This window comes from Porphyromonas bobii, from assembly GCF_943169685.1.
GTDB classification, from domain to species: domain Bacteria; phylum Bacteroidota; class Bacteroidia; order Bacteroidales; family Porphyromonadaceae; genus Porphyromonas; species Porphyromonas pasteri.
This window is the reverse complement of the sequence record NZ_CALPBU010000002.1, coordinates 154,535-176,291: the sequence shown is the minus strand read 5'-3', so window position 1 is coordinate 176,291 and position 21,757 is coordinate 154,535. Positions and strand designations below refer to the sequence as shown.

Sequence of the window (21,757 nt, the reverse complement as noted above, 5' to 3'; positions counted from 1 at the left end):
GAATCGACTAATAGATAAGCATGGGACTATTTTCCTTTAGGCAGGAGCTGGCGATGGACCTGGGTACTGCCAATACCATTATCATCAAGGACGACAAGATCGTACTCGATGAGCCCTCAGTAGTAGCCTTCGACAACCGCACGGGCGAGATGATCGCCGTCGGGACCAAGGCTCGTGAGATGTACGAGAAGGGCAACGCCAACATCCGCACGATCCGCCCCCTGCGCGAAGGAGTCATCGCAGACTTCGATGCCGCTGAGCACATGATCCGCGGGATGATCCGCATGATCAGCCGCCGCCGTGGGTGGTTCACCCCCTCACTGCGCATGGTCGTCTGTATCCCCTCAGGGAGCACGGAGGTAGAGATCCGTGCCGTACGTGACTCCAGCGAGCACGCTGGTGGCCGTGACGTCTACATGATCTACGAGCCTATGGCTGCAGCTATCGGCGTCGGCATCGACGTCCTTGCCCCCGAAGGCCATATGATCGTGGACATCGGTGGTGGTACGACGGAGATCGCTGTCATCTCGCTCGGTGGTATCGTCGAGGATCAGTCCATCGACACCGCTGGCGACGAGCTGACGCAGGACATCATGGATCACATGCGCGAGAAGCACCAGATCAAGGTCGGGGAGCGTACCGCTGAGCAGATCAAGATCCAGGTAGGTGCTGTCTATGCTGACCTCGATGACGCTCCCGCAGACTTCACCGTCTGGGGTGCAAACATGATGGATACCATGCCCCGCAAGGTAGAGGTCAACTATCGTGAGATCGCCGAGTGCCTCGACAACTCAATCGGCAAGATCGAGAGCGCTATCCTCCGCACGCTCGAGGCTACGCCTCCCGAGCTCTACGCCGACATCGTCGCCAATGGTGTCGTCCTCACCGGTGGTGGTGCCCTCCTGCGTGGTCTCGACAAGCGCCTCTCCAAGCGCTTCGGTCTTGACTTCAAGATCGCTGAGAACCCCCTGCACTCTGTAGCTCTCGGTACGGGCATTGCGCTGAAGAACATCCACAACTTCAACTTCCTCTTCCGCTAAGCCCCGTAGCCTACTCCGCCCGTGGATAAGCTCTTAGAGTTCCTCCAGAAGTATAGACACTGGTTCGTCTTCCTCATCTTGGAGACGATCGCTCTCGTCACGTACCTAAGTGGCTCCCTCTACTCGAGGAGCCTCGGCTGGTACGCGACGAGTGCCGTCTTTGGGCGGGTCAATGAGCTGATGACCGAGGGCTGGAGCTATGTAGGCCTGCGCCCTCGCAATGAGGAGCTACTGAGGGAGAATGCACGTCTACGTACGGCCTATACCCTCCTGGCACGTCAGATGCAGGACGCCGAAGCCCACGGCCTGCTGCCTCGTCTGCACGCTACCGACAGCCTCCCCATCGATCCCTCGGCAGTCATCATCGCCCGAGTGGTCAATCGTGTGACGCACACGGGTGAGGTCTACTACACCATCAACAAGGGGCGCCGTGACGGCATCGAGACCGACATGGGCGTGATGAGTGCTTCGGGCGTCGTCGGCGCCGTGATGGCGGTCTCCGACCACTACGCGCTCGTCATCCCCGTCCTCAACCCGAAGATTCGCCTGGCATGTACCCTCCTCGGGCAGGAGGTCAGTGGCACCCTCACAGCTTCCTCGAGCCCGAATGCCAATGAGGCGATCCTCAGCAACGTCCCCCCACACGCCCACCCCCAGATCGGTGACACCATCACCACGAGTGGCTACTCCTACCTCTTCCCCGAGGGGATGATGGTCGGGACGATCGCCGACTCCGTCCCCGCTCGCGTCAAGGGCAGCGCTGGGACCTTCGCCAACTATCCTGTGCACCTCTCCACGGACTTCCAGGGTCTACGCTACGTCTACGTGATCCGTGAGAAGCCCACCCACGAGGTACGCGCCCTCGAAGACTCGATCAGACCCAATGAATAGCTCCACCTATCTGCGCTTCATCCTCTTCGCCCTCCTTATGGTGGCCCTGCAGGTGTGGGTACTGAGTCCCATCGCCCTCTTCCGTGTGGCGACCCCTTACCTCTATCCCTTCGTGCTGCTGCTCCTGCCGGTAGACACGAACCGCACCGTACTCTCGATCTCGGGCTTCGCCGTAGGGATGCTCATCGATATCTTCAGCCTCACGCCTGGCCTGCACGCCTCAGCCTTCACGCTGACAGCCTTCATGCGCCAGCCCATCCTCTCACTGCTCACGGACAAGAACACGATACCGCACGCCCTGCCCCTCTTCCCCACGCTGCGTGGAGGCTCGGTGATGCTCATCACGCTGCTCCTGCTCGTGCACCACGTCACGCTCTATATCCTCCAGGCCGCAGGGATGCGCATGGGGGCCCTACATATCATCATCAGCTTCGCCTCGGGCTATGCCTTCTCGTGGGTGCTGGCGGTGATGACCCTCTTCTTCTTCGGCACGGGGGAAGGGGCTCGCTCGAAGTGATGCTCTCCTATGGTCAACGACGAGCTCTTCCGTAGACGGTGGCTGATCATCGGCCTCACCTTCGCCATCGTCACCATCTTCATCATCCGCCTCTTTACCCTGCAAGTAGCCAGCAATGACTACAAGCGCCGGGCGGAGAATAATGCCTACTTCATCCTCTCTACCATCCCCTCGCGTGGCGTCATCTACGACCGCAAGGGACAGCTCCTTGTGGCCAATCGCCCCATATACGACCTGATGATCGTGAACCACGAGGCGAAGGGAAAGCTCGACACCACACTACTTGCAAATACGCTTAGCCTACCTCGCGAGGAGATCGTCCAGAAGCTCACCGCCGTACGTGACCGCAGTATCAACCGCGGCTACAACCCCTACACCCCGCAGGTCTTCCTCTCACAGCTTGAGCCCGAGGAAGTAGGACGCTTCGAGGAGCAGCTGTATAAGTTCCCAGGCTTCTCGGTGCGCTCCCGTACCGTCCGACAGTACAACTACCACAATGCCGCCCACCTCTTGGGCTACCTCTCCGAAGCCAGCCTTACTGACCTCGAGCGTGACAGCACGATCATGCGCGGGGACTTCGTCGGACGAAGCGGGGTAGAGCGCACCTACGAAGAGGTACTGCGTGGCGTCAAGGGTGAGGAGATCTTCTACCGCGATGCCCGTGGCCGTATCCAAGGACGTCTGGATGGCGGTTCGCACGACCGTGCTCCCGTCCCAGGGCGTGACCTCACGCTCTCCATCGATGCTGGCCTGCAAGAGCTGGGCGAGCGCATGATGCGCGGTAAGCGTGGTGCCATCGTCGCCATTGAGCCCGAGACGGGTGAGATCCTTGCCCTCGTCACGGCACCGAATTACGATCCCGAGCTCCTCGCTGGGAAGAGCAAGGGTGCCAACCACCGCATGCTTGAGGAGACCTTCGGTAAGCCGCTCCTCAACCGCGCGATCCAAGGGAACTACCCTCCTGGCTCAACCTTCAAGCCCTCGCAGGGAGCTATCTTCCTTGAGGAAGGGGTCCTCACACCCTCCACAGCACTTGCCTGTCATCACGGTTACCCCCCGCTGGGCAACCGACCCAAGTGCCACAGCCACGGCTCGCCCACCTCACTCATCCCCGCCCTCTCCACTTCGTGTAATGCGTACTTCAGCTGGGGTCTGCACTTCATGCTCGACGACCGCCGCTATTACCCCTCGGCAGCCGTCGCACTGGAGCACTGGAAGCAGCGTATGGTCTCCCTCGGTTTCGGCTACCGCCTCGGTATCGACCTGCCGGGTGAGAAGCGCGGATATATCCCCAATAGCGGCGTCTACGATAAGTTCTACAAGGGCGCATGGAACGGTCACACCATCATCTCCATCGCCATCGGGCAGGGGGAAGTGCTCGCCACGCCCTTGCAGATAGCGAATCTCGCCGCCCTCATAGCCAACCGCGGCTACTACATCCGCCCGCACGTCGTGCACTCCATCGGCGGTATGCCTCTGGACTCGATGTACCGCAATCACCAGCCCTCAGGGATCTCCCGCGAGAACTGGGAGTATATCGTCGCAGGGATGGCTGGTGCTGTCACGGGCGGTACGTGTCGTGCTGCGAACTTCGCTCCTGGTGAGATCGAGGTATGTGGTAAGACAGGTACGGCAGAGAATCCCCACGGTAAGGACCACTCGGCCTTCATCGGCTTCGCGCCTCGCTCCAAGCCACGCATCGCTGTCTCGGTCTATGTCGAGAACGGGGGCTTCGGTGCGCAGTTCGGTGTGCCTATCGGCCGTGTGATGATGGAATACTATCTCCGTGACGGCAAGCTCTCGGGCAGTGGCGAGGCCATCGCCTCCTCGATGGAGCACCGCAGTATCTCCTACCTCAACGATATATAGCGCCCGCCATGCGACAGTCCTCCTCACAGCCATTCTATAAGTCCATCGACTGGGTGACGATCTTGATGTACCTCATCATGGTCTTCTTCGGCTGGCTCTCTATCTGTGGCGCCTCGTACAACTTCGAGACGGAGGCCCTGCTGAGCCCTGGCGGTCGCCCGATGATGCAGCTGCTGTGGATCGGCCTCGGGCTGGTCTTAGGCTTCGCTGTCATCTCGCTCGACACGGACATCTATGAGGTGGGAGCCCCGCTCTTCTATGGGGCGATGATGCTCCTCTTGATGGTGACGATCGTCATCGCACCGGATATCAAGGGCTCACGCTCGTGGCTCGTCTTAGGGCCGGTGCGCCTACAGCCGGCGGAGTTCGCGAAGGTCGCTACCGCCCTGACGCTGGCGTGGCTATGCAATCAGTATGACTTCAAGATCGAGTCGATACGCAGCTATCTGAAGATCTTCGCTATCATCTTCTTCCCCATCGGGCTCATCCTCCTGCAGCAGGAGACGGGCTCGGCGCTCGTCTTCCTTGCCCTCTTCCTTGCCCTCTTCCGCGAAGGCTTCTCAGGGCTCTTCATGGGGCTCAGTGCCTCGGCAGCGGTGTACTTCATCGGGGCGCTGGTCTTAGAGGACACGCTATGGTGGAGTGCTACGGACGCGGATCTCTTCTTCGTCTCGAACGCTATCCTCGTCTTCACCACCACCCTCTACGCCGTCTACACCCAGGACTGGCGCAACCGCTGGCGCTACCTCCTCTACGCCGTAGGTGCCGTCCTCGGCGTGTATCTCATCGCAGGAGTGGTGAACTTCTTCGTCGCCTTCAACCTCGCCTATGTGGCTGTAGCCCTCGTCGTCATCGCCGTAGGCACACTCTTCTACCTCGCCCTGCGCGAATACCTCCTGCGCTACCTCTTGATGGCCATCTTCGCCATCGGATCGCTCGGCTTCTTCTACTCGGTGAACTACGTCTTCAACGATATCCTCCAGCCCCACCAGCAGGTACGTATCAAGATCGCCCTCGGCATCGAGAGCGACCTCAAGGGGAAGGGCTACAATGTCGACCAGTCGAAGATCGCTATCGGATCGGGTGGGCTCACCGGTAAGGGCTTCCTCAAGGGCACACAGACGAAGCTGAACTACGTGCCTGAGCAGGAGACGGACTTCATCTTCTGCACCGTCGGAGAGGAGTCGGGCTTCGTAGGCTCAACGGCGCTACTCATCATGTACGCCGTCTTCATCCTGCGTATCGTGGCGCTTGCCGAGCGGCAGGTGACACGCTTCGGGCGGGTCTATGGCTACTGCGTGGCCTCGATCTTCCTCTTCCACCTCTTCATCAATGTGGGGATGGTGCTGGGGCTCGTCCCCGTCATCGGTATCCCCCTACCCTTCTTCAGCTACGGGGGCTCCTCGCTGTGGGGCTTCACGTTCCTGCTCTTCATCTTCCTCGGCATCGACTCCCGTCGCAAGCAGCACACCGCCCGCTAAGGCAAGAGTGTGCCACTCTGGATGCCGTAGACGCACGTATCCCCCGCCACCATCTCGTGGCACCAACACATAGACATACGATGAAAAAAGACTTGACCTATAAGGAAGCTGCAAGCCGTCTCGACGAGATCGTCCGCCGCATCGAGAGCGAGAGCCCCGATGTAGACGAGCTCACGGGCCTCGTGAAGGAGGCTGTCGAGCTCTCGAAGCACTGCCGTGAGAAGCTCACACAGGCCGACAAGCAGCTCACGAGCCTCATGGCACAGCTCAGCGAAGACCCTCAAGCCGAAGGCTAATGGCACATCGCTACGCTATCATCGTCGCTGGCGGGCGCGGCCTGCGTATGGGTGCCGACCTGCCGAAGCAGTTCCTCCCCCTGCGTGGTGAGCCCGTCCTGATGCACACGCTACGGCAGTTCGCCCCCGAGGTCGAGGAACTCATCCTCGTGCTCCCTGCCGAGCAGCAAGACCTCTGGCGAGAGCTTTGTGCCGAGCATCACTTCACCCTCCCACACCGCATCACCACGGGTGGCGCCACGCGCTTCGACTCCGTACGCTCGGGGCTGAGCGAGCTCCCCGCTGAGGGCCTTGTCGCCGTCCACGATGGGGTGCGCCCGCTCGTGTCACGCACACTGATTCGCCGCACCTTCGAGGTAGCCGAAGAGACGGGTGCCGCTCTACCTGCCTGCCCCGTCACCGATAGCCTGCGCTTCCTCGGTGAGGACGACACGAACGAGGCTGTCGATAGAGCCCGCTACCGTGCGGTACAGACCCCGCAGACCTTCGACCTGGAGCGCCTACACCACGCCTATAAGCAGCCCTTCAGCCCGCAGTTCACCGACGACGCTTCGGTCTACGAAGCTGCTGGCCTCGGTGCTATCACGCTCGTCGAAGGCGAAGAGACGAATATCAAGCTCACCACACCGAGAGACCTCCTCTTGGCTGATCTCCTTCTGGACTAACCCCGCCCGAGAAGGGCAGGCGCTACGATGGCTAAGGACTTCCTCCTCACCCCACTGACCTACCTCCCAGGTGTCGGACCGCGGAGAGCGAAAGCGCTCGCCGAGGAGCTGGACCTATATACCTACCTCGACCTCCTGCATTACTTCCCCACGAAGTACGTCGACCGCTCGCGCATCTACCAGATCCGTGAGCTCCGAGGTGAGATGCCCCACGTGGAGCTGAAGGGCTATATCCGTGACTTCAAGGAGGTGGGCGAGGGGCGTAAGAAGCGTCTCGTCGCGTACTTCACCGATGGCACAGGCACGATCGAGCTGGTATGGTTCCGCTCCATGCCCTACATCCGCCAGCGCTACATCCCGGGGCAGTGGTATCTCGTCTTCGGCAAGCCCGTCTTCTTCAACGGCGCCTACAGCATCAGCCACCCCGAGATCGACGAGGAGTCGAAGGCCGCACAGGTCAGCGGTGGCCTCATGCCCGTCTATCCCCTCACTGAGAAGCTCACCCGCGCTGGGCTGAATAGCCGTCAGATGCGCCAGCTCCTCTATGTGCTGAAGGAGGCCTGCGTACCCCACATTACCGAGACGCTCACCCCCGAGATCATTGAGCGGGCACGCCTCATGTCCTATGCCGAGGCCATCGAGCAGATCCACTTCCCCGTGACGAAGGAGGGACTGGAGGCAGCACGCAGACGATTGAAGTTCGACGAACTCTTCTTCATCCAGCTCCGTCTCCTCGGTATGAAGCGTGACCGTAAGGCCGCTTCTCCTGGGCTTCTCCTGCCACGTGTCGGCGATGCCATACGTGGGCTCTATGAGAGTCTGCCCTTTGACCTGACGGATGCGCAGAAGCGTGTCATCCGCGAGATCCAAGCCGATGTCATCAGCGGCCGTCAGATGAATCGCCTCATCCAAGGGGATGTAGGGAGCGGGAAGACCCTCGTAGCGCTCTTCTCCATGCTTCTCAGCGTGGACAACGGCTATCAGGCGTGTATGATGGCGCCCACCGAGATCCTCGCCCGTCAGCACTACGCTTCTCTCTGCGAATACCTCGCACCGCTGGGTATCGAGGTAGGCCTACTGATCGGGAGCACGAAGAAGAAGGAGCGCACACGCCTCCTCGCAGATCTCAGCACAGGCGCGCTGAAGATCATCGTCGGCACGCATGCCCTCTTAGAGCCTGTGGTGCAGTTCGCCCATCTTGGGCTGGCAGTCATCGACGAGCAGCACCGCTTCGGTGTCGTGCAGCGCTCGGGGCTGTGGCAGAAGGGCGAGCAGATCCACCCGCACATCCTCATCATGAGCGCTACGCCCATCCCGCGTACGCTCGCTATGACCCTCTATGGCGATCTCGATATCTCCGTCATCGACGAGCTCCCACCCGGGCGCAAGCCTATCGAGACCTACCACCAGAGTGAGAGCGAGATGTATCGGGTATATCAGTTCCTCGAGCGTCAGCTGGAGGAGGGCCGTCAGGCCTATGTCGTCTTCCCTATGATCGAGGAGAGCGAAGAGGAGTCGATGCGCACGCTCGACGAAGGCTTCCGCCGCTACAGCGAGCACTTCGCCCACCGTAAGATCGTGCGTGTACATGGTAAGATGAAGCCCGATGAGAAGGACGAGGCCATGCGTAGCTTCGTCTCGGGCGAAGCACAGATACTCCTGGCGACCACCGTCATCGAGGTTGGAGTGAACGTGCCCAACGCCTCGGTGATGGTCATCGAGGGTGCCAACCGCTTCGGGCTCTCCCAGCTCCATCAGCTCCGTGGGCGTGTCGGCCGTGGCGCCAGCCAGAGCTATTGCATCCTGGTCACAGGCAAGGACCTCGGCGAAGATGCCAAGCGCCGCATCGCTATTATGGTAGAGACGAATGATGGCTTCGTCATCGCCGAAGAGGATATGCGCCTGCGTGGCTTCGGGGAGATCGACGGCACGCGTCAGAGCGGTCAGCAGCTGAGCCTACGTATCGCCAACCCGGCCCTCGATGGCGCCATGGTGCAGTACACCCGTACCCTCGCCGAGGAGATCCTCAGCGAAGACCCCGACCTACAGCTCCCGAAGAACGAGATCCTGCGCCATCGCCTCCACGAGATCTACTACGAGCGCCCCTCCTGGAGCCAGATCTCCTAAGCCGCTCTTTCCCACAAGCTTTCTATCCTTCATACCTCCTCTATGGGTGATTCGTACTCATAGGGGAAAAGTAAGCAGTACTGGTCAGTGATCCGAGCAGTACTGGTCGACGTGCGAAGTAGTAGTGGTCACTATATGTTACCAGTACTGGTCCGATCGCTGACCAGTACTGGTTCGCATCAGCCCCTCTCGAGGCCCGCTAAGGTAGGCGCTATGAGCGCCCCTCCTGGGGCCAGATGTCCTAAGCCTTACTACCGCTCTTCGCCTTACGCTTCTTCCCCCACTTACGCTGGTAGAAGATATAGTAGCCCGTCAGCGGAAGCGATGCACCAAAGAGCGCCGCTAAGAAGTAGCAGATACGCGTGAAGAGACCGCCCCAAGCCCCTGTGTGAATCGAATAGATCCAGCCACGGAGCTTCTTATCCCGCTTCGCCTCACTATAAGCCTTGTAGTCGGTCATCTGCCCTGTCTTTTTGTCGAAGCGAAAGCTATCCGCAGCACGGATATTGCCCAGTCCAGCAAGGGGTACCTCGACCTCACCATCCTTGACCGTGATCTCCGTATAGTCTGCTTCGGAGGCCTCTATGACATAGCTCACAGCCTCCTCCCAATAGATATAGGAGGCAGGGAGCTTGGCCTGCTCGGCACCCTCCTCACGGGGGGCATCCTTGCTCTTATCCTTCTTGGGGCCCTTATCACCCTTGCCCGCCTCGGCCATCTCGGCACCAAAGACCTTATAGAAGCCCGTGCGATACCACTCGAAGGACCACGTAAGCCCCGTCATAGCCATCGCTAAGAGGAGTACGAAGACATACACCCCACCGACCGTATGCAGGTCGGTGAAGAGGCGCTGACGCCCACGACCAAGCGAGATCTTCAGCCGCTTCCCTATCCCCTTGAGCTTCTTCGGCCACCAGAGGAAGAGCCCCGTGAGGAGGATGCAGACGAAGAGGAGCGTACTTGTCCCAACGATGATGCGCCCCCAGAAGATCCCTTCGCTATCTGGCTTCATACTATCGAGTAGCCAGCGGTGTAGCTCGCGTACCGTCGTGAAGAAGGGGAGGCGCCCGCTCTGCCCCACGATCTTACCCGTATAGGGATCGACAAGGACTCCCGCACGACGAGGCTTAGAGAGCCCCACGGTATAGGCGCGGCGGAAGTCAGAGGGTATGGTGACGCTCGTGATCTGCACGCTATCGGGCGTCTCGCTGGCGACCCGCTCCAGGAGGGACTGGAGGGAGAGTCTCCCCGTCTTACGCACGGGTATCGTATAGCTATCGCGGCGTACCAACTCGGTGATTTCCTTCTCGAAGACGAGGAGAGCCCCTGTGAGGCAGGTCGTCATAATGATGAGCCCAAAGGGCAGGGAAAGCCACAGATGGAGCTTCTTGAAGAGTTTGCGTACAGTCATAACTCGGCTATTTAAGTAAAAGGCTCCCTCCTCGGGGAGCTGGGGAACCTGATCGAATGCGCCTCGCTTATGCGCCTCACGGTGCATATCGAGGAAAGAGAGCTATAGGCATAGCCGCTCCTTGAGGGTCAAAGATATATATTCTACCTATTCCACCCCCTACTGATAGAGCCGAGCTGGAGGAAGCTGTACTGGAGGGTAAATCATCCTATATGGATCGCTGAGCCAACCTATATAGGTCCGTGAAGCGATCTATATAGGTCGGCGTGATGACCTATATAGGTTGACTCAGCGACCAATATAGGTTCGCACCACCCCCCTCCCGAAGTCCACTAAGGATAGACACTACGAGTGCGGAGCAATAGTCGTTTGCGAGCAAACCAATAGTGGTACGAGGTGAGAACCAGTAGTGGTTTGGATGCAAGCGAATAGTGGTTCGCACCTCGTACTTATAGTGGTTCGTACACAAACGAGTAGTTGTTCATCTACAAGGCACTATGATTAGGTATTCCCTCCATCCGCACCTCGGCGGTCGGAGCTAAGGTGCGGGGCAGAGGCACTTGGGGCGCTTTTGCGTACTTTTGTGCCACCCACATCAGGGATATTTCCCCCTAAGAGCGTAAGATGAATATACGACCCCAAGAGATCCAGATAGCCGACTACGACTACCCCCTGCCCGACGAACGCATCGCCAAGTACCCCCTTGCCGACCGCAGCAGCTCCAAGCTCCTCCGCTACCAAGCTGGCGAGATCGAAGAATTTACCTTCCGTGACCTGCCCCGTCTCCTGCCCGAGGGCGCCGTACTCGTGCGCAACAACTCCAAGGTCATCCGTGCCCGCCTCCTCTTCCATAAGGACTCAGGAGCGCGCATCGAGATCTTCTGCCTCGATCCCGCTGCCCCCACCTCCTACGAGCTCTCCCTCGGGGAGCGCCATCGCTGCTCCTGGCACTGCCTCATCGGCAATGCCAAGCGCTTCAAGGAGGGCACGCAGCTCACCCGCCTCCTCCACCGCGAGGGGCAGGGCGAAGTGACGCTGACGGCTGAGCGCGGCGAGGAGGGGGTCATCCACTTCTCTTGGGACAATGATGCCTATACCTTCGGCGAACTCTTAGAGCTGATGGGTATCCTCCCCATCCCACCCTACCTCGGGCGTGAGACGGAGGAGCAGGATCTGACGACCTATCAGACGGTCTATGCCGAGACCGAAGGCTCGGTAGCAGCCCCCACAGCGGGCCTGCACTTCACTCCCGCAGTCTTCGAAGAGCTACGCGCTCAGGGCACGCCCGTGCTGGACGTCACGCTCCACGTAGGCGCTGGCACCTTCCGCCCTGTCAAGGCCGATCACATCGGCGATCACGAGATGCACGCGGAGCTGATCAGCGTCAGCCGCTCGACGCTCCTCGCCCTTCGTGAGCATATCGGGCAGATCATCGCCGTGGGTACGACGAGCGTCCGCACGCTGGAGAGCCTCTATCATCTGGCCATCGCCCTGCGTCGTCAGCCCGACACGCCTCCAACGGCCCTGCACGTAGAGCAGTGGCTCCCCTACGAAGAAGGCGCGGACGAAGAGTTGACGACAGAGGAAGCCCTCGACACGCTCCTCAGCTATCTCGATGCGCAGGGAGAGGATACCCTCGTCTTCCCCACGAGCATCATCATCGCTCCCAGCTACCGCTACCGCGTTATCCGCGGTATGGTGACGAACTTCCACCAGCCCCACAGCACGCTCCTCTTGCTCATCGCTGCCCTCATCGGTGACGACTGGCACCGCGTCTACGACTGGGCACTCACCCACGACTTCCGCTTCCTCAGCTACGGCGACAGCTCGCTGCTCCTGCCTTAGCGAAGCCGATACTATTATAAAGCAGAGCGCCTCCCGCCTGAGTCCTCGGACTCGTAGGCGGGAGGCGCTTGCCTTATAGGTAAGGGGTGGAGGAAGCGAGCTTACTGCTTCTTCTTAGCCCAGTAGATGGGCGTGAAGACCTTATCCTCGCCACCGAGTGCCTTGATAGCAGATTCATAGCCGGGCTTATTGCCGTTGACGATGCTGCTAGGCAGGGGCAGACGCTGAGGATAGTAGTCGACAGACACCGTGGAGTAAGTAGAGGCGGTGAGCTGGGGCATGTTGTCCAGCGCCTTCTCTACCGCAGGCGTTTCGAAGAAGGGAAGACCCAGACGACGGTGGTCACTCCACGTCTCGAGAGGCAGCCAAGGCGTGTTGGCGATGAACTTCTGCGTGATGATCTTCGTCAGGTGGTCGTTCATAGCTGCCTTATAGAGGCGGCTCTTCATCTCAGGATAGCGGTAGGTGTAGTTCTCCGTCTGACCCGTGTAGCCGTTCGTGCACTTCATCGTCACGGTAGCTGCGGGCTCCGTGGTGTGATCCCAAGCGACGGACGTCCCTACGCGGTTGTAGGTCTGTGAGGTGAGGTAGCTATCGACGGAGCCAGCACCCTGATAGGCGAAGCTCGCGCGGATACCCTTCTCATAGGCGTCCTTACCCGTCAGAGGCACCGTCCAGCCACGTACAGCGGCCTCAGCGATGAGGAAGTAAGTCTCCCATTCGCCGAAGAAGACACGCTTATTCGTGCTGTTGCGGTACTTCAGACCGAGGCGGGGCATCGTACCGACCTGCACGAGGTCGTTGATGGCATTGAGGTCACCCCACGATCCACCTACCCACGCATTCCACGTGTACTTAGCATTGATCGTCTTGAAGTCCTTCTCCTTGTCGGTAGCATCCTTCAGCTTGTACTCGGTCGTCGTAGCGGCCTTGCTCCACGAGGGATAGTAGCAGAAGTCGGGGTTCTCCGTATCACCAGCGATGATGAAGGTCTTATAGGCACGAGGGTCGATGATACCTGGTAGGCCATCCATATAGAAGCCTGCCGAGGGGTCAGTCGTCGTCAGAGGGAAGTGCTTATCGTAGCGCACGCCGAGGTAGTCAGCAGGCTTGATATGGCTTGCATAGCGGCTCTCTGGGAGCTGTGTAGCGGAGCTGACACCACCCAGACCGAGGACGAGGTTGCTATACGTAGGAGAGAGGATCTGGTGATTCCACTGACGGCTCATGACGCCTGTCAGGTCATCCCAGCCGTCCTTCTCCTGGACCTCGAAGCGGTCGCTTGCCGAGGTGATACCCCCTGCAGCAGCAGCTTCCTCGAAGTGCGTCTTAGCCGTCGTAGGGTCGACCTCAGAGAGGCGCATCGAGAGGCGCATACGCATCGAGTTGGCATACGCACGCCACTTAGCAGTGTTGTAGCCATAGGCACGGTCGAGCTTGTTCGTCTCGCCGTTGTCCGAGCCAGGAGCGGTAGCGAGGATGTCAGCGGCCTCCTTCAGCTCGGTGAGCATATAGGCATAAGCCTCCTTAGCACCTACGTAGGTGGGGTTGCCACCCTGATAGCCGTCGATGGAGACGACACCGAAGTTGTCACAGAGCTCGGAGAGCATATAGACGCGCCAGATACGAGCTACCTGCTGGAGGCTCTTATCATAGGTGCGTGCTGTACCGTCCTTGATACGCTTCTCGCACATAGCGATAGCATCGGTGAGGGGCTTGAGGCATTCCTCAGCCATACGGCTATAGTAGTCGGAGCTCCAGCCGTCACTGAAGCCACCTACGGCAAGACCGCCACCACGGTGCTGGTGGCCGCCCGTCTTCCAGTAGAGGACGAAGGCACGCTCCGCGACGTGGGGATTCTGCTGGGCAGCTATGATCGCGCGGTTGATGAGGTACTCGGGGAGCACCTGATCCTGCGAAGCGGCAGTGGGGTTGGTATTGACTTCGTCGAAGTCGCGGCACGAGGCGATACCCATCGTAGCGCACAGGCACAGACCCCAGAGGAGAATATTCTTCTTGTTCATGATATACATGGCTTAGCGACTAGAAGCCGAGGGTGATATTGAAGAGGAAGGAGCGGGTCGTGGGAGAAGAGGCGAACTCATACCCCGTAGCGTTGGAGCCCGTAGCGAAGACCGACTCAGGGTCGATGCCGTTCATATAGCTCTTGATCATCCATACATTGTTGCAGGAGATACCGAGCTTAGCCTTCGTGATAGGCGTATTCTTCAGCAGGCTCTTGGGGAGCGTATAGCTGAGGGCGATGTTACGCAGACGTACGCTCGTAGCGTCGTAGATGTTCGCCTCGTTGATACCGAGGTTCCCGCTACGACCGACGATAGCACCCCAGTAGTCCTGAGGCGTGACTTCGACGGTGTTCTTCGTGTAGACCGTCTTACCAGCGACTTCGCTCTCGACGGCGCCGTCGACGACGAACTTATCGCGAGCACCGTTGACGACGGTAGCAGCAGCGGCACCACCAGCCTGTAGGGCGTGGTTCGTACCAGAGAACATCTTACCGCCAAAGCGAGCATCGATGAGGAAGCTCAGGTCGAAGCCAGCGAAGGAGAAGCTGTTCGTAAGACCAGCCAGGAGGTCAGGCTGCTGGTCACCGAGCTTCTTCTCATCGCCTGCGATGGGCAGACCGTTCTCGTCGGTGATGATCTTACCATAGAGGTCGCTCGTCTTGTCCTCGACGCGCTTGTAGCTTGAGCCCCAGATCTCACCGTACTTACCGCCTTCGCGAGCGAGGATCTTCAGGTTGTCGTACGTACCGAGGTTGTACTCCGTCACGGGAGACTCGATACCACCGCCATCGTAGAGCTTGATGATGCGGTTCTCGTTGTGCGAGAGGTTCAGCTGAGCATTCCACTTCAGCCCTTCGCTGCGGATGATGTCAGCGGTGACCATGAACTCAATACCTTCGTTCTGGATGTTACCTGCGTTGATCATCTTAGCATCGTAGCCGCTGGCAGGGTCCATACCGAGGCGGATGAGCTGGTTGGTAGCGTTGGTGCGATACCAAGCGAAGTCTACACCGAAGCGGCTATCGAAGAAGCGCATCTCCAGACCCAGCTCGTAGGACTTGATGAGCTCACTGCGGACCTTATCGTTGTAGAGGACGTTATCGATGTTGGCCATCGTACCGCCGAGGGGGTCCTTCTCGATGCGGTAAGCGCTGTAGAGCTGGTAAGGCTCGAGGTCATTACCCACCTGAGCAGCCGAGGCACGTACCTTAGCGAAGGAGAGCCATGAGGGAGCATTCACATCCATCTTACGGAGCATGTCGGTGATGACCAGCGACGTGCTGATAGAAGGATAGAGGAAGGAGCGGTTAGCCTTCGCCAGCGAAGACGACCAGTCATTACGCAGCGTACCGTCGAGGAAGAAGTACCCGTCCCAGTTCAGCTGTGCCGTACCGTAGAGTGAGTTGATCTTCTTGTGGCTGTAGGACTCGGAGTTGTCGGGCTTGTCGGTACCGTTGGTCAGCGAGAAGAGGTTAGGCACGATGAGCTGGCTGACGCTGGCACGAAGGCCATTGTGCTTGCGCTCCATGAGGTTCCCCCCGACGGAGCCCGAGAGGCCAAGCTTACCGAAGACGTTGTCACGCTGTGCCGAGACGAGGAAGCTGTAGTTGTTCTCATAGAACTTGATCTGCTCCGTCTCATACTTACCCCCACCACCTGCGATAGGCGAGCCAGCGTAGGTCTTACGCTCGATGCGCGTAGAGTACTGGTCAGAGCCCACACGCAGCTCAGCATTGAGCCAGTCGGTGATCTTGTACTTCAGCGCTGCACTGATGAGGAAGCGGTCACGCGTATCGTTGTTGAGGTTGTACTTGCTTGCCCAGTAGGGGTTCGTCTGATTACCTACACCATACCAGCGCATAGCACCCTGAGGCGTACGGGCTTCCTCGAAGTCGCGGATGTCCATACTGCGGGGCAGTGAGTACATGGTATAGAAGGCATTGGAGGCATTAGCACCATTGAGCGGACGGTTCTGCACGAAGGAGCGGATGTACTGGACCTTCGTATCAGTGCTCCAGCGGTCGCTGGGGCCGAACTTCGTCGTGGCGCGCAGCGTCATATTCGTACGGCCGAGCGAAGCGCCAGGGATGTGGCTCTTATTGTCGGTACGTGTCAGAGAGGAGTAGATGGACGTGCGGTCGTACATCTGAGAGAAGGCGATGTTCTCCGTCAGGTCGATCCCAGGAGACTTGAAGTAGCTAGCTACGTTGTCGTAGGCCTGCATGGTGGTCTTCGTGCCGTCCCACTTCGTGTACTCCTGCCCTTCGATGCGAGGACCCCAGCTGGAGGAGACGTCGTTCTTATAGGCGCCGTCAGTACCTTGACCGAACTGGCTCTGCAGTCTGGGTACCATGAAGAGGCGCTCTACACCTACTGAGGAAGAGATCGTGACACCGAGGCCGTTGTTCTTACGACCACTCTTGGTGATGATCTGAATGACCCCGTTACCAGCGCGCGAGCCGTAGAGGGCAGCTGCCGAAGCACCCTTCAGCACGGTCATGCTCTCGATATCTTCGGCATTGATATCGGAGAGACCGTTACCCATATCGGCTGCGGGATTCCAGAAGTCATTGTTCGTAGCACCTGTCGTGTTGTCCATAGGCACACCGTCGACGACGATGAGGGGCTGGTTGCTGCCCGAGAGCGAGCTATTACCACGCAGCACGATCTTCGAGGAGGAGCCGGGGCTGCTGGAGCCCTTGATGATCTGGATACCAGATACCTTACCCGAGAGTGCGTTGGTGATGTTAGGCTCGCGTACAGCCATGAGCTGGTCACCCTTGACCTCCTGCATGGCGTAGCCGAGGGCTTTCTTTTCACGGCGGATACCGAGTGCGGTGACGACGACACCACTAAGCTGGGTCATCTCATCCTCGAGCGTGATGGAGAGGGGTGTGCCCGTCCAGCGTACGGTCTGGGTCTTATACCCTACACAGGAGATGACGAGTTCGGACCCTACCTTGAGTCCGCTTAGGGTAAAGTGTCCCTTGGGGTCGGTCAGTGTCCCCTTGCCCTTAGCCTGGCCTTTGACCAGGATAGTAGCACCGACGATTGCCTCGCCCTTGGAGTCTTGTACGGTCCCTGTGAAGGCGACCTTACGATCCTGAGTCTGTGTCATGGCGGTCTCTACCGGCGTGGCATAGGCATTTTCTAAGGCGAGTCCTGGCAGCGAAAGACCCACAAGGAGCACGCTGCAGACTGTCTTCATTCGTTTCATAGGCTTATATCGTGTTAGTGATAAAAGGTCTATAAAGATAGATATTCTTTTAGCAAAGCAATGGCGTAATCGCCTATAACTAAAAACTTTACAAATGAATACAATTATCTAATCCCTAAGGAAGATATCCAACTCCTTATAGCTCGGTGGCTTACACCTTCGATAGATCGACCACTATCCTACCCAAAGCGCGCGATGAAGGTGGCACGCTCGCCCCGCACTTCTCCCCCGAGAAGCTATGTCTTAGTACCAGCTACGCTACCCCGCTCCACGGAGATAAAAAAGTAACCACTACTGGTCGCTGACGGAAGCAGTACTGGTCACCGTGCGAAGCAGTACTGGTTCGTAATAGTGACCAGTACTGGTCAGATGACGAAGTAGTACTGGTCGCTTTACCCCCATATATAGAGGCTCCCCCTGAGGTGGTGCAGCGGAGCGCACCTACCTTAGGGGGAGTAATATATGTAGCGTGTGGGGCTACTCGTTCGGCAGGGGACCTAAGTGCAGTCCCTTCGCACGGAAGAGGCGGATATCCTCCTCGGGCAACTCGAGTGCCTCGATGGGCACGCACTCGTAGCGGTCATTGAGGTAGAAGCGCACACCGCCCTTGAAGCGCGAGCTGACGACCGAGAGGTCATCACGGCGATAGGATGTGCGGATGCCTGCCAGCTCGAGGAGCGTGTGGAAGACGGAGTTCGACGAGACGGCCTCACGGCTATTGGAGCGCCCCTGAGCGAAGAGCTGTGGGTGGGCATCTCGCCAGCGCTTGTCGCCCCAGATGAGGAGTGGTACGTGGAGCTGGTAGTAGGAGACGTCGGGCGAGGAGTGGAGGAAGCGCTCACGATCATCATCATAGACGTCCTCCCCGTGGTCGGAGATATAGACCATCGAAGCAGCACGATCGCCACCCTCGAGGACGCGGACGACGGAGTCGACGAACTTATCCGTCTGGCGCACGGCATTGTCATAGGCATTGCGCAGGACAAGGCTGTCGGCCTCCGATCCCGAGTAGTGCCCCTTCACAGGGAAGAAGGTATCCTCCTTCGGATAGCGGTCACGATAGCTGAAGTGACTGCCGTAGGTGTGTAGCACGACGAAGAGCTTTGGGTGCTCGCTCGCCATAAGGCGCTGCAGATAGGGGATCATATCGCTATCGTAGAGACGGCGCTTCTCACGGCGAAGCTCCTTGCGGATGGGGTGATGCTCGTCCCCCTGCATAGCGAAGAAGTCCACATAGCTGTGGTTCCCTGGCTGGTTGGAGATGAAGGCCGTATAGAAGCCCGCTTCACGGAAGGCCGAGAGGATCCCCTGCACACGGGGCAGATTCTCCGCCGAAGACGCATCGGCAGGCGAGAGGATGATGGGGATACTCTTATACGTCGTATTCGACTGCGTCAGGACGTCAGCGAAGGCGATAAGCCCACCATCACGGTGGAGCGAATCGATGTGTGGGGTCGTCTCACGGGGATAGCCGTAGAGGCTCCAGCTGTGTGCACGCGACGTCTCACCGAGGATGAGGACGTAGATCTCACGCTCATCCTTGGCACGCTCGGAGGTAGCCTTGTAGCAGAAGTCCTGGCTGGTGCGGTCGTAGTGCAGCACCTCATAGAGCTTCGTCGTCGCCAGATACATATTATGGAAGACGCTCATCGGATAGACCTCGGCACGCAGATGCACGTAGGGGAAGCGCTTCTTCGCCCCTATATATATAGGTAGGGCGACGAGAAGGATAAGCGCAGAGACGAGGGCCATACGGCGACGGAAGCGGGGTGCGAGGCTCTCACGGCTACGCGCTGAGAGCGTCGCCACGACAAAGGTCAGGGCGTAGAAGCCCCCGCTGGCGAGGATGGGCCAGAGGATGTTGGAGAGGAGTTCGCCCGCTTCATCAGGCTCCGAGGTGAAGATATTCAGGAGCATATCCACCGCGACGACGGAGCCACTGAATATCGTGAGGAGTACGAGCTGGAAGGCATGGAGCAAGACCAGGACGAAGAGCCCCCAGTAGACACGCCCAGGACGCTTAGCCGAGAGCAGGAGAAGCATATACACCGGTAGCATCAGCAGGATATTCAGCACACGCCCTACGGCGGGCTGCTGCATGACGACGGAGAGCACGACATTGGGCAGGAGAAGCGCCAGCGTCAGTATCCAGTAGTAGCATCGCTGGTCAGCACGGCTTACCCAAGCCTGGAGCCGATCCCATATACGCATATAGAGAGAAATAAAATCTTAGTGATATGTGTAGAGATAAGACATAGGCACTACCCTACTCGTGGTGATAAGGCTCGCCTCTCAAGATCGTCTGCGCACGGTAGAGCTGCTCCACAGCGAAGAGACGTACCATCTGATGAGAGAAGGTCATCTGACTCAGCGACACGCGGTCATCTGCCCGATTATAGACCTCCTCCGAGAAGCCGTAGGGGCCTCCTATGACGAAGACCAGACGGCGCACACCCGATACCATCACCCGCTCGATATACGAGGCGAAGGCGGTACTCGAGAACTCTCGCCCGCGCTCATCGAAGAGCACTACCCTATCCGACGTACTGGTCTGGCGCAGGATCTCCGCGCCCTCCATCTGCTTCTGTAGCTCGGGGGTGAGCTTGCTGGAGCGGCGGATATCGGGGATGATCTGCAGGGTGAAGGGCAGGTAATGGCCGAGGCGATCAGCGTAGAGCTTCGTCAGCTCTTCGATCGCACGGCTATCGGTCTTGCCCACAGCGAGGAGAAGGAGGTGCATCGGCTATGAAGTAGCGGGGTGAAGGCGAGGGGTAAGTGTCTATATCCACCAGACCCATTAGACTTCACTCTTGGGCACAGGGCTCGACGGGATCGTCTAATGGGTCTGGCGTCTACAGGCGGTAGTCTACCACCAGTAGCTTAGAAGGGCAGATCATCTGCAGCACCAGCGGGAGCTACAGGCTGGGCAGCAGGAGCTGCGGCAGGTGCCGCTGCGGGAGCAGCGGGAGGCTGAGGTGCGCTATAAGCAGCAGGAGCGGGAGCAGCTACACCGGGGAGCTGGATACCCTGGACTATGTTCCAAGCGCGGACATCTGTGTACCAACGACCATTAAATTCGCGGCTCTCAATGTCGATAGATACCGTCACTTCTTGTCCTACCTGCAGGGGAAACTTGTTCACATTATCCCCGAAGAGATTAAAGCACACCTTGCGGGGGTACTGCGTGCCGAGGGTTTCGAGGATATATTCTTGCTTCTGCCAAGAGTTACCTGCCTTACTGGTACCGCTCTGTAAGGGGAGTACCTGGACGATTTTACCGATTAATTCCATGGGGAGTATCTTATCTAAATTGAATGATTTTGCTTAGCGGGGGCGGAAGCCGATGATGTGACGGACCTCATCGATCGTCTTCGAGGCGGACTCACGAGCCTTCTCAGCACCGATGCGAGCCACACGGGAGAGGAGCTCCTTGTCGCCCTGGATATCAAGGATGCGCTCACGGATAGGTGCGCAGAAGGCGTTGATATCGGCAGCGAGCTGCTTCTTCATATCGCCGTAGCGGATAGCGCAGTCGTTGTAGAGCTCATCGAAGTGCTGGTAGACCTCAGGCGCGGAGACGATCTCCATCAGCGTGAAGAGGTTCTGGATAGGCTCGGGCTTCTCGCTGTTAGGCTCCGTAGGACCAGCGTCCGTGACGGCACGCATGACCTTCTTGCTGATGGTCTTCTCGTCGTCGATGAGGTAGATCGCATTGCCTTCGCTCTTACCCATCTTCCCTGAGCCGTCGAGGCCAGGGACCTTCAGTGCACGCTCTCCGAGGGAGAAGGACTGGGGCTCGGTGAAGAAGTCCACGCCGTAGATGGTATTGAAGCGGCGGGCGAACTTACGCGCCATCTCCATATTCTGCTCCTGATCCTTACCGACGGGTACCTTGACGGCCTTGTGCATGAGGATGTCAGCAGCCATAAGGGAGGGGTAAGTGAGCAGACCAGCGTTGACGTTGTCGGGCTGCTGGCGTGCCTTGTCCTTAAAGGAGGTCGTACGCTCCAGCTCACCGAGGTAAGCGTTCATATTGAGGTAGAGATAGAGCTCCAGCACCTCACGCACGTCGCTCTGCACATAGATCGTAGCCTTCTCGGGGTCGATACCACACGCCAGGTATTCGGCGAGGATGGTATTCGTACTACGGATGATATCATCGGGATGCGGATGGGTCGTCAGCGAATGCCAGTCAGCGATGAAGAAATAGCAGTTATACTCATTCTGCATCTGCGTGAAGGCACGTACAGCACCGAAGTAGTTACCTAAGTGAAGATTACCTGTGGGACGGATCCCGCTGACTACTGTTTGCATCGTCTAATAACTATGATCTATAATGTGGTCCTATATTAGTTTGCGAAGATAGCTAAT

Annotated in this window: 16 protein-coding genes; 9 read left to right on the top strand and 7 right to left on the bottom strand. The window is 58.6% G+C overall.

The window, feature by feature from the left end; genetic code table 11:
• The first annotated feature begins 20 nt into the window (after window positions 1–20).
• The 8 genes from KO088_RS03310 (at window position 21) to recG (ending at window position 8,886) form a co-directional block, all read left to right on the top strand.
• On the top strand, window positions 21–1,040 hold the full coding sequence (locus KO088_RS03310) for a rod shape-determining protein (protein ID WP_044115020.1): 1,020 nt from the start codon (window positions 21–23) through the stop codon (window positions 1,038–1,040).
• A 21-nt stretch (window positions 1,041–1,061) separates the two neighbouring features.
• Window positions 1,062–1,931: a rod shape-determining protein MreC gene (mreC, locus tag KO088_RS03305; RefSeq protein ID WP_215493558.1), complete on the top strand. Its 870-nt coding sequence runs from the start codon at window positions 1,062–1,064 to the stop codon at window positions 1,929–1,931.
• A complete protein-coding gene (locus tag KO088_RS03300; protein ID WP_060935423.1) occupies window positions 1,924–2,448 on the top strand; it encodes a hypothetical protein in 525 nt (174 codons plus the stop codon). The genes mreC and KO088_RS03300 overlap by 8 nt, the downstream gene beginning before the upstream one ends.
• A 9-nt stretch (window positions 2,449–2,457) precedes the next feature.
• Window positions 2,458–4,317, top strand: a complete 1,860-nt coding sequence (mrdA, locus tag KO088_RS03295) for a penicillin-binding protein 2 (protein ID WP_215493557.1) — start codon at window positions 2,458–2,460, stop codon at window positions 4,315–4,317.
• 8 nt (window positions 4,318–4,325) lie between these two features.
• Window positions 4,326–5,798 (top strand): rod shape-determining protein RodA, encoded by a 1,473-nt coding sequence (gene rodA / locus KO088_RS03290; RefSeq protein WP_215493556.1) that lies wholly within the window; start codon window positions 4,326–4,328, stop codon window positions 5,796–5,798.
• A gap of 80 nt (window positions 5,799–5,878) precedes the next feature.
• Window positions 5,879–6,094: an exodeoxyribonuclease VII small subunit gene (xseB, locus tag KO088_RS03285; RefSeq protein WP_009432559.1), complete on the top strand. Its 216-nt coding sequence runs from the start codon at window positions 5,879–5,881 to the stop codon at window positions 6,092–6,094.
• Entirely contained in the window at window positions 6,094–6,759 is a 666-nt protein-coding gene (locus tag KO088_RS03280; protein ID WP_215493554.1) for a 2-C-methyl-D-erythritol 4-phosphate cytidylyltransferase, read from the top strand. Before xseB ends, KO088_RS03280 begins: the two co-directional genes overlap by 1 nt.
• Window positions 6,760–6,786: 27 nt before the next feature.
• Window positions 6,787–8,886, top strand: a complete 2,100-nt coding sequence (gene recG, locus KO088_RS03275; protein WP_188807845.1) for an ATP-dependent DNA helicase RecG — start codon at window positions 6,787–6,789, stop codon at window positions 8,884–8,886.
• 241 nt (window positions 8,887–9,127) lie between these two features.
• Here recG and KO088_RS03270 read toward each other — a convergent pair whose 3' ends face one another.
• Window positions 9,128–10,297, bottom strand: coding sequence for a PepSY-associated TM helix domain-containing protein (locus KO088_RS03270; protein WP_215493553.1), 1,170 nt, complete (start codon window positions 10,295–10,297; stop codon window positions 9,128–9,130).
• Window positions 10,298–10,921: 624 nt separating this feature from the next.
• Here KO088_RS03270 and KO088_RS03265 point away from each other — a divergent pair.
• The gene (locus KO088_RS03265; RefSeq protein ID WP_215493552.1) at window positions 10,922–12,142 is read left to right on the top strand and encodes an S-adenosylmethionine:tRNA ribosyltransferase-isomerase; all 1,221 of its coding nucleotides are present in this window, start codon (window positions 10,922–10,924) and stop codon (window positions 12,140–12,142) included.
• Window positions 12,143–12,243: 101 nt separating this feature from the next.
• Here KO088_RS03265 and KO088_RS03260 read toward each other — a convergent pair whose 3' ends face one another.
• The 6 genes from KO088_RS03260 to trpS all read right to left on the bottom strand — a co-directional run bounded on the left by KO088_RS03260 (window position 12,244) and on the right by trpS (window position 21,700).
• Window positions 12,244–14,166: a SusD/RagB family nutrient-binding outer membrane lipoprotein gene (locus tag KO088_RS03260; RefSeq protein ID WP_215493551.1), complete on the bottom strand. Its 1,923-nt coding sequence runs from the start codon at window positions 14,164–14,166 to the stop codon at window positions 12,244–12,246.
• A 19-nt stretch (window positions 14,167–14,185) separates the two neighbouring features.
• A complete protein-coding gene (locus tag KO088_RS03255; protein ID WP_215493550.1) occupies window positions 14,186–17,386 on the bottom strand; it encodes a SusC/RagA family TonB-linked outer membrane protein in 3,201 nt (1,066 codons plus the stop codon).
• A gap of 477 nt (window positions 17,387–17,863) precedes the next feature.
• Entirely contained in the window at window positions 17,864–19,597 is a 1,734-nt protein-coding gene (locus KO088_RS03250) for a phosphoethanolamine transferase family protein (RefSeq protein WP_215493549.1), read from the bottom strand.
• Between the two features lie 55 nt (window positions 19,598–19,652).
• Window positions 19,653–20,126 carry a 23S rRNA (pseudouridine(1915)-N(3))-methyltransferase RlmH gene (rlmH, locus tag KO088_RS03245; protein ID WP_215493548.1) on the bottom strand — a complete coding sequence of 158 codons (474 nt, stop codon included), beginning with the start codon at window positions 20,124–20,126 and terminating at the stop codon, window positions 19,653–19,655.
• A gap of 140 nt (window positions 20,127–20,266) precedes the next feature.
• Window positions 20,267–20,677, bottom strand: coding sequence for a DUF3127 domain-containing protein (locus tag KO088_RS03240; RefSeq protein WP_215493547.1), 411 nt, complete (start codon window positions 20,675–20,677; stop codon window positions 20,267–20,269).
• 33 nt (window positions 20,678–20,710) lie between these two features.
• Window positions 20,711–21,700 (bottom strand): tryptophan--tRNA ligase, encoded by a 990-nt coding sequence (gene trpS / locus KO088_RS03235; RefSeq protein WP_215493546.1) that lies wholly within the window; start codon window positions 21,698–21,700, stop codon window positions 20,711–20,713.
• Between the last annotated feature and the right edge of the window lie 57 nt (window positions 21,701–21,757).

Excerpts from the sequence above, each read along its gene's own strand:
- KO088_RS03310 (WP_044115020.1), top strand. The coding sequence starts at position 21 with ATGGGACTATTTTCCTTTAGGCAGGAGCTGGCGATGGACCTGGGTACT.
- KO088_RS03300 (WP_060935423.1), top strand. The coding sequence starts at position 1,924 with ATGAATAGCTCCACCTATCTGCGCTTCATCCTCTTCGCCCTCCTTATG.
- mrdA (WP_215493557.1), top strand. The coding sequence starts at position 2,458 with ATGGTCAACGACGAGCTCTTCCGTAGACGGTGGCTGATCATCGGCCTC.
- rodA (WP_215493556.1), top strand. The coding sequence starts at position 4,326 with ATGCGACAGTCCTCCTCACAGCCATTCTATAAGTCCATCGACTGGGTG.
- xseB (WP_009432559.1), top strand. The coding sequence starts at position 5,879 with ATGAAAAAAGACTTGACCTATAAGGAAGCTGCAAGCCGTCTCGACGAG.
- KO088_RS03280 (WP_215493554.1), top strand. The coding sequence starts at position 6,094 with ATGGCACATCGCTACGCTATCATCGTCGCTGGCGGGCGCGGCCTGCGT.
- recG (WP_188807845.1), top strand. The coding sequence starts at position 6,787 with ATGGCTAAGGACTTCCTCCTCACCCCACTGACCTACCTCCCAGGTGTC.
- KO088_RS03270 (WP_215493553.1), bottom strand. The coding sequence starts at position 10,297 with ATGACTGTACGCAAACTCTTCAAGAAGCTCCATCTGTGGCTTTCCCTG.
- KO088_RS03265 (WP_215493552.1), top strand. The coding sequence starts at position 10,922 with ATGAATATACGACCCCAAGAGATCCAGATAGCCGACTACGACTACCCC.
- KO088_RS03260 (WP_215493551.1), bottom strand. The coding sequence starts at position 14,166 with ATGAACAAGAAGAATATTCTCCTCTGGGGTCTGTGCCTGTGCGCTACG.
- KO088_RS03255 (WP_215493550.1), bottom strand. The coding sequence starts at position 17,386 with ATGAAACGAATGAAGACAGTCTGCAGCGTGCTCCTTGTGGGTCTTTCG.
- KO088_RS03250 (WP_215493549.1), bottom strand. The coding sequence starts at position 19,597 with ATGCGTATATGGGATCGGCTCCAGGCTTGGGTAAGCCGTGCTGACCAG.
- rlmH (WP_215493548.1), bottom strand. The coding sequence starts at position 20,126 with ATGCACCTCCTTCTCCTCGCTGTGGGCAAGACCGATAGCCGTGCGATC.
- KO088_RS03240 (WP_215493547.1), bottom strand. The coding sequence starts at position 20,677 with ATGGAATTAATCGGTAAAATCGTCCAGGTACTCCCCTTACAGAGCGGT.
- trpS (WP_215493546.1), bottom strand. The coding sequence starts at position 21,700 with ATGCAAACAGTAGTCAGCGGGATCCGTCCCACAGGTAATCTTCACTTA.